This is a genomic window from Bacteroidota bacterium, from assembly GCA_016699695.1.
Classification (GTDB): domain Bacteria; phylum Bacteroidota; class Bacteroidia; order Bacteroidales; family UBA10428; genus UBA10428.
In genome coordinates this window covers 3,362,126-3,375,925 of the sequence record CP065006.1, presented here as the reverse complement: position 1 = coordinate 3,375,925, position 13,800 = coordinate 3,362,126, and the positions used below count along the sequence as shown (strand labels likewise).

The 13,800-nt window shown below is 40.7% G+C and carries 15 protein-coding genes; 12 read left to right on the top strand and 3 right to left on the bottom strand.

Annotation, left to right across the window (positions count from 1 at the left end):
- Nucleotides 1–27 precede the first annotated feature (27 nt).
- The 3 genes from tsaD (at nucleotide 28) to IPM71_14045 (ending at nucleotide 3,802) form a co-directional block, all read left to right on the top strand.
- Nucleotides 28–1,047, top strand: a complete 1,020-nt coding sequence (gene tsaD / locus IPM71_14055) for a tRNA (adenosine(37)-N6)-threonylcarbamoyltransferase complex transferase subunit TsaD (protein ID QQS50694.1) — start codon at nucleotides 28–30, stop codon at nucleotides 1,045–1,047.
- A 329-nt stretch (nucleotides 1,048–1,376) separates the two neighbouring features.
- Nucleotides 1,377–2,810: an MBOAT family protein gene (locus tag IPM71_14050; GenBank protein QQS50693.1), complete on the top strand. Its 1,434-nt coding sequence runs from the start codon at nucleotides 1,377–1,379 to the stop codon at nucleotides 2,808–2,810.
- 5 nt (nucleotides 2,811–2,815) lie between these two features.
- Nucleotides 2,816–3,802: a hypothetical protein gene (locus tag IPM71_14045; GenBank protein QQS50692.1), complete on the top strand. Its 987-nt coding sequence runs from the start codon at nucleotides 2,816–2,818 to the stop codon at nucleotides 3,800–3,802.
- A gap of 37 nt (nucleotides 3,803–3,839) precedes the next feature.
- On the opposite strand, the gene IPM71_14040 is transcribed toward IPM71_14045, so the two are convergent.
- Nucleotides 3,840–4,382: an HD domain-containing protein gene (locus tag IPM71_14040; protein QQS50691.1), complete on the bottom strand. Its 543-nt coding sequence runs from the start codon at nucleotides 4,380–4,382 to the stop codon at nucleotides 3,840–3,842.
- Nucleotides 4,383–4,536: 154 nt separating this feature from the next.
- Between IPM71_14040 and IPM71_14035 the strand changes: the two genes are divergently transcribed.
- The 9 genes from IPM71_14035 to IPM71_13995 all read left to right on the top strand — a co-directional run bounded on the left by IPM71_14035 (nucleotide 4,537) and on the right by IPM71_13995 (nucleotide 11,666).
- On the top strand, nucleotides 4,537–4,911 hold the full coding sequence (locus IPM71_14035) for a DUF1987 domain-containing protein (GenBank protein ID QQS50690.1): 375 nt from the start codon (nucleotides 4,537–4,539) through the stop codon (nucleotides 4,909–4,911).
- Between the two features lie 236 nt (nucleotides 4,912–5,147).
- Nucleotides 5,148–5,972 carry a DUF3108 domain-containing protein gene (locus IPM71_14030; protein QQS50689.1) on the top strand — a complete coding sequence of 275 codons (825 nt, stop codon included), beginning with the start codon at nucleotides 5,148–5,150 and terminating at the stop codon, nucleotides 5,970–5,972.
- Between the two features lie 189 nt (nucleotides 5,973–6,161).
- Nucleotides 6,162–6,584, top strand: coding sequence for a SoxR reducing system RseC family protein (locus IPM71_14025; protein QQS50688.1), 423 nt, complete (start codon nucleotides 6,162–6,164; stop codon nucleotides 6,582–6,584).
- A gap of 1 nt (nucleotide 6,585) precedes the next feature.
- Nucleotides 6,586–7,482: a Fe-S cluster domain-containing protein gene (locus tag IPM71_14020; protein QQS50687.1), complete on the top strand. Its 897-nt coding sequence runs from the start codon at nucleotides 6,586–6,588 to the stop codon at nucleotides 7,480–7,482.
- 11 nt (nucleotides 7,483–7,493) lie between these two features.
- Entirely contained in the window at nucleotides 7,494–8,828 is a 1,335-nt protein-coding gene (gene rsxC / locus IPM71_14015; GenBank protein QQS50686.1) for an electron transport complex subunit RsxC, read from the top strand.
- Nucleotides 8,829–8,855: 27 nt separating this feature from the next.
- Nucleotides 8,856–9,851, top strand: a complete 996-nt coding sequence (locus tag IPM71_14010) for an RnfABCDGE type electron transport complex subunit D (protein QQS50685.1) — start codon at nucleotides 8,856–8,858, stop codon at nucleotides 9,849–9,851.
- Nucleotides 9,848–10,498, top strand: a complete 651-nt coding sequence (locus IPM71_14005; protein ID QQS50684.1) for an RnfABCDGE type electron transport complex subunit G — start codon at nucleotides 9,848–9,850, stop codon at nucleotides 10,496–10,498. The genes IPM71_14010 and IPM71_14005 overlap by 4 nt, the downstream gene beginning before the upstream one ends.
- The gene (locus IPM71_14000; GenBank protein QQS50683.1) at nucleotides 10,495–11,088 is read left to right on the top strand and encodes an electron transport complex subunit E; all 594 of its coding nucleotides are present in this window, start codon (nucleotides 10,495–10,497) and stop codon (nucleotides 11,086–11,088) included. The genes IPM71_14005 and IPM71_14000 overlap by 4 nt, the downstream gene beginning before the upstream one ends.
- A gap of 5 nt (nucleotides 11,089–11,093) precedes the next feature.
- Nucleotides 11,094–11,666, top strand: a complete 573-nt coding sequence (locus IPM71_13995) for an electron transport complex protein RnfA (protein QQS50682.1) — start codon at nucleotides 11,094–11,096, stop codon at nucleotides 11,664–11,666.
- A 79-nt stretch (nucleotides 11,667–11,745) separates the two neighbouring features.
- Here IPM71_13995 and IPM71_13990 read toward each other — a convergent pair whose 3' ends face one another.
- Both IPM71_13990 and IPM71_13985 read right to left on the bottom strand, forming a co-directional pair.
- Nucleotides 11,746–13,002 (bottom strand): Gfo/Idh/MocA family oxidoreductase, encoded by a 1,257-nt coding sequence (locus IPM71_13990; GenBank protein QQS50681.1) that lies wholly within the window; start codon nucleotides 13,000–13,002, stop codon nucleotides 11,746–11,748.
- Between the two features lie 174 nt (nucleotides 13,003–13,176).
- The gene (locus tag IPM71_13985; GenBank protein QQS50680.1) at nucleotides 13,177–13,626 is read right to left on the bottom strand and encodes a cytochrome B; all 450 of its coding nucleotides are present in this window, start codon (nucleotides 13,624–13,626) and stop codon (nucleotides 13,177–13,179) included.
- Between the last annotated feature and the right edge of the window lie 174 nt (nucleotides 13,627–13,800).

Genomic DNA, 13,800 nt, shown 5'->3' with positions numbered 1-13,800 from the left:
ATCGGGCTACTTTAATAACAAATATTCATGGATACAATAATCCTCGGTATTGAATCGTCGTGCGACGATACTTCGGCCTCAGTAATTTGCAATGGATTTGTAGCCAGTAACAGGGTAGCCAACCAGGATGTGCATAAAAAATATGGTGGTGTAGTGCCGGAACTTGCCTCAAGGGCTCATCAGAAAAACATTATTCCTGTAGTAGATGTAGCCTTGAAGGAAGCAGGAATATTACCCTCTGATGTTTCGGCCGTAGCCTATACCCGCGGCCCGGGCTTGTTAGGTTCGCTGCTGGTAGGTACCTCATTTGCAAAGGGTTTTGCCATTGCCAACAACATTCCATTGATTGAAGTCAACCACCTTCATGCCCATATTCTTTCGTTGTTTTTACAACAAAAAGATGAAAACCTGTCAATTCCCCCTTTTCCATTTCTGTGCCTTCTGGTTTCTGGCGGTCACACACAAATACTGGTAATTCGCGATTACCTTCAATCGGAGATAATTGGTCAGAGCATTGACGATGCCGCCGGCGAAGCTTTTGACAAATGTGCAAAAATTATGGGGCTGCCCTACCCGGGTGGTCCGCTCATCGACAAGCTAAGTAAGGAAGGAAACAGCTCTGCGTTTGCATTTAACAAACCCAATTTGCCAGGACTAAATTACAGCTTTAGCGGACTAAAAACCTCGTTTCTCTATTTTCTGCGCGACCGGCTGAAAGCCGATGCTGATTTTATCGAAAAACACAAAGCCGATTTATGCGCCTCGCTTCAACGCACCATTATCGAAATATTGCTCGATAAAGTGCAACTGGCAAGTGAACAGACAGGAATAAGGCACATAGCCATAGCTGGCGGTGTTTCGGCCAACAGCGGTTTGCGACACAGCCTTATCGGAACCGGTAAAAAACAAGATTGGAAAGTTTACATTCCGGAGTTTAAATACTCCACCGACAATGCTGCCATGATTGCCATTACCGGATATTACAAATACCTCGGAAAAGAATTTGGAACGCTCGCGGCAACCCCCTTTGCGCGGAGTAAGGCCTGACAGCAGTTTCGTATAGCCCACCCACAGTGTGTTTACCACACCTGAATTCTTTTTCAATTGACCCTCAGAATAGATAGAAGAAAGTGACTGTTGGCCCGAACAATCAATTCAATAGCTTCAGCTCAGCCGTTTTTCAATGTAAATATTTCGAAATACAGACATACCAACCATATTGTCTATCGTAAGATTGGATATTTACATCAAAATCAATAATACGGTAACCATAAACTTAATTTGTAATTCAAAGTATTGATTATTTTTGCCACGTTCAAAAACCTATACTCATTACCTCACACCAAATAAAACCCATTCAAACTAAACCCTGATTTATGCTCTTCAATTCCATTAGTTTCCTATACTTTTTTCCCATAGTAGTAATATTTTTTTACTTACTCAATCCTTTGCCCAGAAGGTACTTTTTGCTGGCTGCCAGTTTGTATTTTTATATGTGTTGGAAGGCTGAGTACATTGTGCTTATCCTTTTCACAATGTACATCAATTACTATGCTGCCATTCAACTGGCGAAAACACAAAATCCTAAGGTTCGCAAAAGATATCTGCTACTTGGAGTATTGCCCAGTTTCGCCTTACTCTTTGTGTTTAAATACCTGAATTTCGTTGGCGACTCGGTTCGTTCAGTATTCGAAGCAATGAATATTCTGATCGATATACCCTATTATAATCTCCTGCTTCCCGTAGGTATATCGTTCTTTACTTTCCAAACATTAAGCTACACTTTTGATGTATACAAAGGCCATACACCGGTAGAAAAGAGCTTTTCGACCTTTGCACTTTTTGTCTCGTTCTTTCCACAGCTGGTAGCTGGTCCAATTGAACGTTCGAACCATCTTTTGCCAGGGCTCAAGAAAGATGTGGTGTTTAACATCGATAATTTTGCAGTTGGTTTCAGAATTATGTTAATCGGTTTCTTCAAGAAAATTGTAGTGGCCGATCGTTTGTCGATTTACGTGAATACAGTATACAATAACGCAGAGCATCATAATGGTCTGACCTACATTGTAGCTACCATCTTTTTTAGTTTTCAGATATATTGCGACTTTTCGGGTTATTCGGACATTGCCATCGGTAGCGCCCGCATGATGGGCATTGACCTGATGCAAAACTTCCGTCGACCATATTTTGCGAAAAACATCAAAGAGTTTTGGTCGCGTTGGCATATATCGCTATCCACCTGGTTCAGAGATTATGTTTACGTGCCGCTTGGGGGTAACCGTGTGAAATATTGGCGATGGGTGTATAACATTATGATTACATTCCTGCTCAGCGGTTTGTGGCACGGCGCCAGCTGGACATTTGTGATATGGGGAGGTATACATGGTTTCTTCTCTCTTGCATCGGTTGGATTCCGACCCAACACTACAAAGAAAAAGAACGCTTTGTTCTCAAAACCACTTGTAGTATTTGGCATGATTGTGATCAACTACATAATAGTGCTTCTGGCCTGGGTGTTTTTCAGGGCCAACTCGTTCGACGATGCCATACTCATACTCACAGAAATGTTCCGTCTTAGTGGCGATACACTCTATATGGGTGGGGCCGATCCGGAGAATTTCTTCTATGGCGTTTTGGCAATTTTGATGCTACTTGTTATTGACGGAGTGCAGGAATACTCGATAACCAAGCTTCAGTTTTTCAGGAGCCGTAAAACAGTGGTGCGCTATTTAGCCTATGCAACCATTATAGCCATTATCATGATGTTAGGAGTATTCGACAGCAGCCAGTTTATCTATTTCCAATTTTAGATTATATGAAACGACATATTGCTATTCTTATTACTAAAACAATCATCGTTTTTACTATAGTAGCCTTGATTGATATTGTATTAGGGGGAATCCTGAAACAAGCATTTTTCAACCAGAAATCGGGCCGGTATTACCGTACCACAGAGGCTCTTTATGGTAGTGAGGCTGATGTAATGATTTTCGGAAGCTCCATTGCAAACCATAGCTGCAATCCCCAAATACTTACCGACTCGCTTAAACTTTCGTCATACAACGCCGGAGTGCGTGGTCAGAGTGTGTTTTTTGCCCAGGCTATACAGGAGGTTGTGCTGGAGCGCTATAAACCCAAAGTGATGATACTATTGCTTGAACCCTATATTTTATACGAACGTCCTGATTTTTATGACCGTCTGGCCGACTTGTCTCCCTATTACAGAAAAGAACCTGCAATAAGGGAAATAATGACTTTAAGTGAAAAAAATGATTTCAAATACAAATACTTTTCGTACAGCAACCTTATTGTGTTTAATTCTACAATCCTGCACATTCTAAAATACAAATTGCGACCTCAGGCCGACATCCGTGGGCACCTTCCTATGTACGAAGCCATTTCACCCGTTACAATAGCTCAGATCGAAAAAGAAAGAAAAGGTGAATATACTCCGGAAATAATGCAAAGTTTGGAAATCGACACCAATGTTTACCGTTCGCTGGAGAAATTCTTTTCTAATGCAGAGCAAGCTAATATTCCCATTTTATGTGTTTTTGCACCCGAAATCAGGTATGCCGATTACAGTAATGACGAATCGTTTAAGTTAATTAATGAACTGGCAATAAAGTACAAGGTAAAAACGATGGATTATAACAACCATCCAGATTTTACCTATCAGTATCATTATTGGGGAGACAATGTGCACCTGAACAATAAAGGGGCCGATTACTTTACCAGTCTGCTGGCAAATGATATTAAGGAGATTTTGGATAAAGAAAAAACCGACCTGACCTTGAATTAGAAATTTCCCTGGGGTAACTTGAAAACCAAAGGTTTATTCAATAATTTCCCAACACATTTCTGGCCATTTGGCAGGCTTTATCGAATTCAGCCTCAAGTTGAGGGTTTACTCCCCTGCATCCTTTTACCACTTCCATTGCCCAAACAATGTATTCAATCTTCATGCTTCGAGTCCAGGCGAGCCTCGTTGTTAAAATATCGAGTATGTTGCAGGTTTTATCGGCTATTTTAATTTGTTTGGCTAAATCGGATATCGTAGAAGCCTTGCTTATCTGAGCAGCTCTTCTTTCTAGCTTGCTCAACCGCATATTATCAGTTACTTCCAGCACCACCGATAACACATCAGATCCAAACAATTGTTCAATTTCTGCAGCTGAAGTATTAGTATCTTCCAGTACATCATGCAAAATGGCCGCAATGATTAAGGTTTGGTTTAAAGTATTGCTGGTATGGCTCAACAAATTTGCCACTTCAATCGGGTGATTGATATAAGGTACATCCTTAGCCCCTTTCCTGCGCTGCAAGCAGTGCTTTTCAGCTGCAAATTCGTATGCTTTTGTAATTAAGGCAATAGAATTCATGCGTTTGTTAGTTAAAACTTTTGGGGTTTATCCAAAAATAGTCTAATATTCCGGCCTAAAAGCCTTCCATCAAATAATTTATTTTGAGAAGGTGTGGTGAATTGAATTTATTGTAATTTTAAAACCAGTTGACAAGAATATTTTCAGTTGATTCATGGAAAACCTACTAATATCAAGTACCAAACGCACACCTGAGGTTGAATTCTCGACCGAAGGAAGGCTAAAAATTAGTGGGAGATCTATACCCGAGGATCCTTCGAAATTCTATGACCAATTATTTGAATGGACTTTTTTTTATTGCCAGGAACCCAAAGACTCAACCACCCTGGACATTTCGCTTGAATACTTTAACAGCGGTTCTTCCAAAGCTTTGCTGCATATTTTAAGGGCGCTGGCCGATCTGACAAAAAAAGGAAAACAACTCAGTATCAATTGGTATTACGAAGAAGGTGACGACGATGTATTGGAACGAGGAGAATATTATGAGTCGATACTGGATATAAAATTTAATTTCATCGAAACCGATTAATCCTTCGTACTAATTGAGTTTTTCCAATTCAACAAAATCCTGATTATTTTTATATCTTCAACAAGTATCTGACAAGCATATTCAGGCATTACTAATTTGATGAATCTTGAGGTGATGATTGGCGGGTACAAATAAAGATTAAATGAAGTTCCTTCGGATTTGCTTACATAATTTATCATTTTAGAAATGGTTCAATTATTGTTTAAGCAAACAAAACAAATAGAAAATATTGCGTCATGAATAAGCTTACACTATTAATTTCCATTTTATTATGCCTGGCAGTTAACCAAATAAATGGACAAGAAAAGAAGACGAACTGCAAAATAAAAAATACTACTTTCCAATCCGGAGAAAAACTTTCCTATACAATATCTTATAACTGGCTGGTTGTATTTTCGGAAGTTGGGCTTGTAGAATTCACCATAAAAAACGACATGATCAATGGCAAAGAAGCTTATCATTTTAAAGCGGCTGGTCAAACTTTTAGTTGGTGGGATAAGTTTTTTAAAGTGCGCGATAGCTACGAAACATGGGTTTTAAAGGATAATCTCAGACCTCAATATTTTCAACGAAATACCCGTGAAGGCGATTACCGCCAGCACGAAAATTATACCTTCCAGGGAGATACAATAGTTTACAGGAAGAATAAAATAAAAGACAATCCTTTTAATTACGACACCATTAAAATTGATGGTTGCAGCTATGATGTTATGAGTGCCCTGCTCTACACACGAAACCTCGATTTTACAAAATACAAAATTAACGACAAGATTCCGGTAACCGTAGTGCTCGACGATAAACCATACGATTTATACTTTCGCTATTTAGGAATTGAAAACAAAAAGATTAAAGACCTGGGCACCTTCGAATGCCTCAAATTCACTGTTCTGCTTGTAGAAGGCACCATGTTTAAAGAAGGAGAAGATATGTTTTTATGGGTCACCAACGATGCCAACCGTATTCCGGTATATGTCGAAAGTCCTATCTTAATTGGATCTGTAAAAGGTTATATCACCAAAATCGAGGGAAACAGGTACCCGCTCTCATCGCTTAAAAAATAACCCGACATTCAGGAATTAACATACTTACTGAAAAAGGGTTTTATGCAATTCACCATAGAAGTAATTGCTTATAAGTCCTTTGGGGAAATTTATTTAGAATCGGTCTATTTTGAGAAGAATCTTTTAGCAGAACTGTTTTGTTAGCAGAGAAAATATATTTTTGTATCGCCCTTACTAAAACTGTGATGAATGAGTTCTACCAACTGCATCGAGCAGCAGGGAATTATTGAAGAAGTAGAAAACGGGATTGCCCGGGTGATGATAAATTCTTTTTCGGCCTGTTCATCCTGCCACTCCAAGGAGTCGTGCGGCAGCAACGATATACAGCAGAAAGAAATCGTAGTGAAAGTGCCTGAAAATCAATTCAAAGCAGGTGACATGGTGATGGTAAGCCTGAATCAATCCTTAGGCTATAGGGCCGTATTACTGGCGTATTTACTTCCCTTCTTCGTAATGTTGTTTCTGCTCTTATTGCTTACCCAAATGGGTTTAAGCGAAACCTTTGTAGGTCTTATGTGCCTGCTTTTTGTGGCCATCTATTTTTTTATACTATACCTCTTCCGAAACAGGCACAAAAAAACATTTCAATTCACTTTGAAAAAAGTACACTAATATGAATCCTGTTATTATTTACACTGTGGCGTCGCTCAGCGGGCTGGGAATTACCTCTGCTGTAATTCTCTTCTTTGTTGCCCGTAAATTTAAAGTCTATGAAGACCCTCGCATTGACCAGGTTGAAGAAACACTGCCTGCAGCCAATTGTGGCGGATGTGGATATGCTGGTTGCCGGAATTTTGCCGAGGCCTGTGTAAAATCCGAAAGTTTTGATCTTTTATTTTGTCCGGTAGGAGGCAATGATTGCATGACAAAAATAGCCAGCCTATTAGGGCGCGATGCTGCGACAAAAGATCCACAGGTAGCTGTTTTACTATGCAATGGCACCTGCGAAAATCGCCCCAAAACCAACCATTTCGATGGAGCACAGACTTGTGCTATTACTACTGCTTTATATGGCGGTGAAACAGGCTGCCATTATGGTTGTCACGGGCTAGGTGACTGTGTAAGAGTATGCAAGTTCGATGCCCTTACGATGGATCCAGTGAGTGGACTACCTGTGGTTGACGATGCGAAATGTACTGCCTGTGGAGCCTGTGTGAAAGAATGTCCGAAAGGACTTTTTGAATTAAGGAAAAGAGCCAAAGCCGATAGAAAAATATATGTTGCCTGCAAAAATGAAGACAAGGGAGGCCCGGCAAAGAAAAATTGTTCTGTAGCCTGCATAGGTTGCAGTAAGTGTTTTAAGGTTTGTCCATACGATGCAATAACAATGGGCAACAACCTGGCTTATATCGATTCAGATAAATGTCGACTTTGTCGCAAATGCGTGACAGAATGCCCCACTAATTCCATTATCGAAATTGGGTTTCCCCCACGCCGCGAAAAAGCAGAAGCAGCCAGTGATATTCAAATAACTGCAAAGCCTGATAACAATACACAAACCATCAACTGAAGGAGGTACACGTGCTAAAAACTTTTTCAATCGGAGGAATTCATCCGCCAGAAAATAAACTTTCGGTGAGTGCAGCAATCACAGAGTTACCAATTCCGAAAACAGTCGTTATTCCGCTTGCGCAACATCTGGGTGTTCCTTCAAAACCAATCGTTCAAAAAGGCGATCAGGTGAAAGTAGGACAGCTGATTGCCCAGAGTAACGGATTTATTTCGGCCAATATCCATGCATCAGTTTCGGGTAAAGTAGTAAAAATTGAACCCAGTGCAGACAGCACAGGTTATAAGCGCGATGCAATTTTTATTGAAACCGAAGGCGATGAATGGATGGACGGGATTGACCGTTCGGCCACTCTTGTGAAAGAAATAAAACTGGATCGGAATGCAATTATCGATAAAATTGCACAATCTGGTATTGTAGGACTGGGTGGGGCCACCTTTCCCTCGCATGTAAAAACCATGGTACCCAAGGGTAAGAAAGCCGAATACCTGCTTATTAACGGAGTAGAATGCGAACCCTACCTTACCGCCGATCACCGGCTGATGCTCGAAAAAACCAATGAACTTGTAGTGGGTATACAAATCCTAATGAAAGCCCTTGATGTAAAAAAAGCCATAATAGGAATCGAAAATAACAAGCCCGATGCCATTGCCATTATGAAAGAGGCGGTGAAAAACATCGAGGGAATTAAGGTACAGGCTTTAAAAGTGCAATACCCCCAGGGAGGAGAAAAGCAGCTTATTTCGGCTGTTCTTGGTCGCGAGGTACCTTCCGGAGGATTACCCATCGATATCGGGGCGGTTGTATATAACGTAGGTTCAGTTTTTGCCATTTACGAAGCGGTGCAAAAAAACAAACCACTGGTGGAAAGAGTGGTAACCATTACAGGAAAACAGGTAAAAAAACCTTCCAACTTTAAGGTGCGCATTGGCACATCGGTGCTCGAACTCATTGAGCAGGCGGGCGGTTTGCCTGAAAACACCGGAAAAATTTTAAACGGTGGACCTATGATGGGTAAAGCCCTGGCGCAGCTCGATGTGCCAGTGGTTAAGGGAAGCTCCGGAATTTTACTTATACCCGAACAAGAAGCTATCCGTAAAGAGGTATTTACTTGCATACGCTGCACCAAATGCATTTCGGTATGCCCTATGGGTCTAGAGCCTTACCTTCTTGGTATTGAAGGTGAAAAAGGCCTTTATGACAAAATGGAAAATGACCGGGTAATGGATTGTATCGAGTGTGGATCGTGCAGTTATGTTTGTCCTGCCGGAAGACCTTTGCTCGATTATATAAGACTCGGAAAAGGTAAAGTTGGTCAGATTATCCGGAAGCGAAACACAAAATAATTCCTTAAGAATTTAAGAAAGCATTCAATGAATAAATTATTTGTCTCACCCTCACCACACATTCACAGTGGCGATTCCGTCAGCAAAAACATGTATGGGGTAATTATCGCCCTCATACCTGCATTTATGACATCTGTTTGGTTTTTCGGAATTGGCTCCATAGTGATAACCCTGGCTGCTGTATTATCCTGTGTACTTTTTGAGTACCTCATTCAGAAATACATGTTTAAAACTGCACCAACTATTAGCGATGGATCAGCCATTTTAACCGGCCTTCTTTTAGCATTTAACATCCCCACAACAGTGCCCATTTGGATGATAATCACAGGCAGTCTTGTTACCATTGGCATTGCTAAAATGTCGTTTGGCGGATTGGGGAATAATCCCTTTAACCCGGCATTGGTAGGTAGGGTTTTTATGTTAATCTCCTATCCTGTACAAATGACTACCTGGCCTGTTCCCATGAGTGATAACCGTTTTACTTCAATCGATGGATTAACCGGTGCTACTCCACTCGGAGTGCTGAAAGAAGGCCTTGGTAAAGGCGATAAACTCGAAACCATACTTTCACAAATGCCCGACTTAGGCAATATGTTTTTAGGAAATATAGGCGGAAGTGCTGGTGAGATATCGGCTATTGCTCTCCTAATCGGGTTTGTATATTTACTCTGGAGAAAAATTATTACCTGGCATATTCCGGTGAGTGTAATTGGCAGTGTATTTATCTTCAGCGGAATTCTGCATTTTGCCAATCCCGAACTAACTGCCGGACCTGTTTTTCATATACTTGCAGGAGGCGTCATGCTAGGTGCAATTTATATGGCCACCGATTACGTTACTTCGCCAATGACAATAACCGGAATGCTGATTTATGGAATCTGCATCGGAATCTTAACGGTATTAATCAGGGTTTTTGGAGCTTACCCCGAAGGTATATCATTTGCAATACTTATTATGAACGCCTTTACTCCGCTTATAAATTTGTATGTTAAACCCAAAAGATTCGGGAGAGTAAGATCATGAAGAAAATCGAATCATCCTTACTGAACATGGTTTTGAGCCTGTTCCTTATTTGTGCAGTCATGTCGGCAGCCCTGGCCAGTGTCTATATGTTCACAAAAGATCCCATTGCCAATGCTGATAAAAAGAAAATTAACGATGCCATTGGCCTCGTATTGCCTCCTTTTGACAATAGTCCGGCAGATGAAAGTTTTAAAATTGGAATTACTCAAAACATCGATGGTAACAGTGCTGCTGACACCCTCGTTTTCTATCCGGCTTATAAGGATGGTAAACTTGTAGGAACTGCCATCAGCTCATACACTTTCAAGGGTTATTCTGGTTATATTTCAGTAATGGTCGGTATTTCATCCGATGGAACCATTTTCAATACCAAGGTAATGGATCAAAAAGAAACCCCTGGGCTTGGAACAAAAATGACTGACACTAAATTTCATGATCAATTCAATGGTATAAACCCAGAAGAATTCAAGCTTCAGGTTAAAAAAGATGGCGGAGATGTCGATGCAATCACTGCAGCAACAATTAGTTCAAGAGCATATTGCGATGCACTTAACAGGGCGGTAAATGCCTTTAAAACTAATATGGCATCCGCTCCGGCAAGTGATTCAGCCAGTTCAATTCAATTAAATGAAGGAGGTATAGAATGAGCCTATCAAAATATTTTACCAATGGCATCTGGAAGGAGAACCCTTCTGTTGTACTTGTGCTTGGTACTTGTCCGACGCTTGCCGTTACCAGTGAAGCTGTGAATGGAATAGGCATGGGTGCTGCCACCACATTTGTATTGTTGGCATCGAATGTTCTGATTTCATTGCTCAAAAACGTGATACCCGACAAAGTGCGCATCGCTGCATTTATTGTTGTGATCGCTTCGTTTGTAACCATAGTCGATCTGGTAATGAAAGCCTATACGCCCGATTTATATAAAACCCTGGGAATATTTATACCCCTTATTGTTGTAAACTGCATCATTCTGGGTCGTGCCGAAGCTTTTGCTCAAAAGAACAAAGTACTACCTTCGATGCTGGATGGCCTGGGTATGGGTATTGGATTTACACTGGCACTCACTGCCATGGGAGCTTTTAGAGAAATTCTTGGCAATGGATCGATTTTCGGATACAAAATGGTAAGCGAAAATGCCCAAACCATCTTGCTATTTATTATGCCTCCTGGAGCATTTTTCACTTATGGATACATGATTGCTCTTACAAACCGAATTAAAACCGTTAAGAAGTAATTGCTATGGAATACATTCAAATTATAATACTTGCGCTGTTTGTAAACAATGTTGTACTGGCACAATTCCTTGGAATTTGTCCTTTTCTGGGTGTTTCGGGGAAAATTAATACAGCTGTAGGCATGGGTGCCGCAGTAATTTTTGTGATGACATTGGCAAACCTGGTTACTTATCTGATTTATACTGCAGTACTGGTGAACCTGCATATCGAATTTATGCAAACCATTACCTTTATTCTTGTAATTGCTGCCCTGGTGCAAATGGTGGAAATTATCCTAAAAAAGGTTAGTCCTCCTTTGTATCATGCTCTTGGAATCTACCTGCCGCTTATTACAACAAACTGCGCTGTGTTGGGTATTGCACTTTTGGCTATAACAAAAGATTACAACCTGGTTCAAAGTGTGGTATATGCCTCGGCAACAGCAGTAGGCTTTACCTTGGCAATGGTTTTAATGGCTGGTATTCGTGAACAACTCAAGCTGGTGAATATCCCAAAAGGAATGCAGGGAACACCAATTGCACTAATCATAGCAGGTTTATTGGCGATGGCCTTTATGGGATTTGCAAATATTGTATAGCTAAGATATATTTGAAAAATAAACCCCGGTTTTCTTAATGAACACCGGGGTTTTTATTTCTCTATTGAGAGAATACAATTTATACATCGTATTCCGGTAACCAGCGCACCACCTTCTCATTCTGAATGGCATCGTTGGCCATATAAACGGCAATGGCGCTTTTACAGCCCTCGTCAAGGCCGAGCAATAATTTTTCCTTGCCTTGTATGGCTGCTGCAAAATTCTTGTATAAAATCCAGGTGGCATTCAGGTAGCTGGTATCGAAAGGATATCGTTTATCGTTGTAAATAGAAGAAGCAATTTCCTTGCGGTTCTCTCTGTGAAAAAGTTTCATGGAGGCACCTGTTACTCCATCGACATTACCCAGCGCAGCCAGGTCGGCATCCTGTTCGGGATAGATATAAGTTTCGTCCATAAACTTTGTAACAATGGTGGCTTTATCACCTCTGAATTTGATGGTAAAACCTTCGTGCATGTTCGATAAGGTAGCACTAAAGCTCACTTTCAATCCATTTGGGTATTCGAAAAGTGTATGCACATTGTCATTCACCTCACGACCGTCTTTCCAGTAATCAATGCCACCCGTTCCAACCACTTTGGCAGGATGAGAACCGGCAATGGTATCAATCAGGTTAAGCTGGTGCGAGCCAACTTCAGCCATCAACCCCCCGGAGTATTCGGAATAAAGACGCCAGTTGGCGTGCCTTTCCAGCTCCGGTGAAGGCACCGGGCGGCGCCAGTTATTAAAACCATTCCAGACACCATCGATTTGGGTAATTTTTCCACAATAGCCGTTTTGTATCAGGTCTTTTATCACCAGAAAAGAAGGATTTAACTGGTATTGATACGAAACCTGAAAGAGCTTGGGGTAATTCAAAGCCTTTTTCCTGATATCAAGCACTTGCTCAATGGAATAAGCAAGAGCCTTTTCGCACATTACATGCACCTGACAGTCGATTGCATCGAGTGCCATCTGGTAATGCTCACTAAGGGGTGTGCTGATTACTACGGCATCGATTTCTTTATCATCCAGCATCTTGCGGTAATCGGTATAGGTTTTCGGAGTGATGTTCACCTTTGAAAGTGCCTCGGTAATCCGAAAATCAAGAATATCGCAGCAGGCTACCACTTTAAACTCCGGAATTTGCTCCAGCACGCGTAAGATATCTGTTCCGCGATACCCTAAACCGATTACTCCAATTTTTATCCTCTCGTTTTCAGGTACCGGTACCAATTTGAATTTTTCGCTGCTACAGGCTGAAACCAGGCCCAGGCTTAATGCCGTACCAGCCATGCCGGTATGCTTGATAAATGCACGACGATTAATGTGTTTCATTGTTTACTCAGGTAATGCGTTTCGCAATGTTTATAGTCGTAGTATCCACATAGGATAATAAAACAAATCAGCGTACGCAAAATAAACCCAGGGGTTACTCACACAAAGAATGATGTTTATCAAGCAGTTAAATAACTTGATGAAAATGAACTTATCGGTTACTAAAAGTGAAGTCTAAAACCAACCGGTTCCCAGCCGATAAAATGGCCAGGGTATGGCCACAAGAATGAGAAGAAAACTCACAAGCAGGAAGTAAAATCCCGATCTGAATTTTTTCGAATCAGCTGCTATTCTTTTAATTTTTACAGAACCTACAGTAAGCAGTATAGCAGCAAAAAGCATGATAAGCGCATGTTCCACAGTAAAAAAACGAATGAGGTAGATAGAAAATGTTAGCTCTGAAAATTGAACACGGGGACTTACAAAATACAATACTAATCCTAACAATACCTGAAGGTGAAAAAACGAAAGGTTGAGCGTAAAAAGTGTTTTATCGCTTTTTTGATAGGTTCTTTTCCTTTGCCAACCTAAAAGATAATTGACAAGGGCTAAAACAAATAATAGTAAAACAACCCAACGAAGTCCGGAGTGAGCTGCTTGTAAAATGGTATAAAGTGTATTCATCTGGTATAATTTGTTTATGTCGGGGAAACAGTTCGAATCAAAGATTGTTTAGGACTATAATTATTTGGGGAAACTCACAAAAATTACAAACAAGGCATGACATTCACTATTTCTAAGTGGAATGCAGCTAATTCGCGAAAGAAATACCTTTAAAAATGCAATTTTCTTAACTTG

Bases quoted from the DNA above. Each gene is read 5' to 3' on its own strand.
- IPM71_14045 (QQS50692.1), top strand. From the start codon at position 2,816: ATGAAACGACATATTGCTATTCTTATTACTAAAACAATCATCGTTTTT.
- IPM71_13995 (QQS50682.1), top strand. From the start codon at position 11,094: ATGGAATACATTCAAATTATAATACTTGCGCTGTTTGTAAACAATGTT.
- IPM71_14010 (QQS50685.1), top strand. From the start codon at position 8,856: ATGAATAAATTATTTGTCTCACCCTCACCACACATTCACAGTGGCGAT.
- IPM71_14040 (QQS50691.1), bottom strand. From the start codon at position 4,382: ATGAATTCTATTGCCTTAATTACAAAAGCATACGAATTTGCAGCTGAA.
- tsaD (QQS50694.1), top strand. From the start codon at position 28: ATGGATACAATAATCCTCGGTATTGAATCGTCGTGCGACGATACTTCG.
- IPM71_13985 (QQS50680.1), bottom strand. From the start codon at position 13,626: ATGAATACACTTTATACCATTTTACAAGCAGCTCACTCCGGACTTCGT.
- IPM71_14005 (QQS50684.1), top strand. From the start codon at position 9,848: ATGAAGAAAATCGAATCATCCTTACTGAACATGGTTTTGAGCCTGTTC.
- IPM71_14025 (QQS50688.1), top strand. From the start codon at position 6,162: ATGAGTTCTACCAACTGCATCGAGCAGCAGGGAATTATTGAAGAAGTA.
- IPM71_14035 (QQS50690.1), top strand. From the start codon at position 4,537: ATGGAAAACCTACTAATATCAAGTACCAAACGCACACCTGAGGTTGAA.
- IPM71_13990 (QQS50681.1), bottom strand. From the start codon at position 13,002: ATGAAACACATTAATCGTCGTGCATTTATCAAGCATACCGGCATGGCT.
- IPM71_14000 (QQS50683.1), top strand. From the start codon at position 10,495: ATGAGCCTATCAAAATATTTTACCAATGGCATCTGGAAGGAGAACCCT.
- IPM71_14030 (QQS50689.1), top strand. From the start codon at position 5,148: ATGAATAAGCTTACACTATTAATTTCCATTTTATTATGCCTGGCAGTT.
- IPM71_14050 (QQS50693.1), top strand. From the start codon at position 1,377: ATGCTCTTCAATTCCATTAGTTTCCTATACTTTTTTCCCATAGTAGTA.
- IPM71_14020 (QQS50687.1), top strand. From the start codon at position 6,586: ATGAATCCTGTTATTATTTACACTGTGGCGTCGCTCAGCGGGCTGGGA.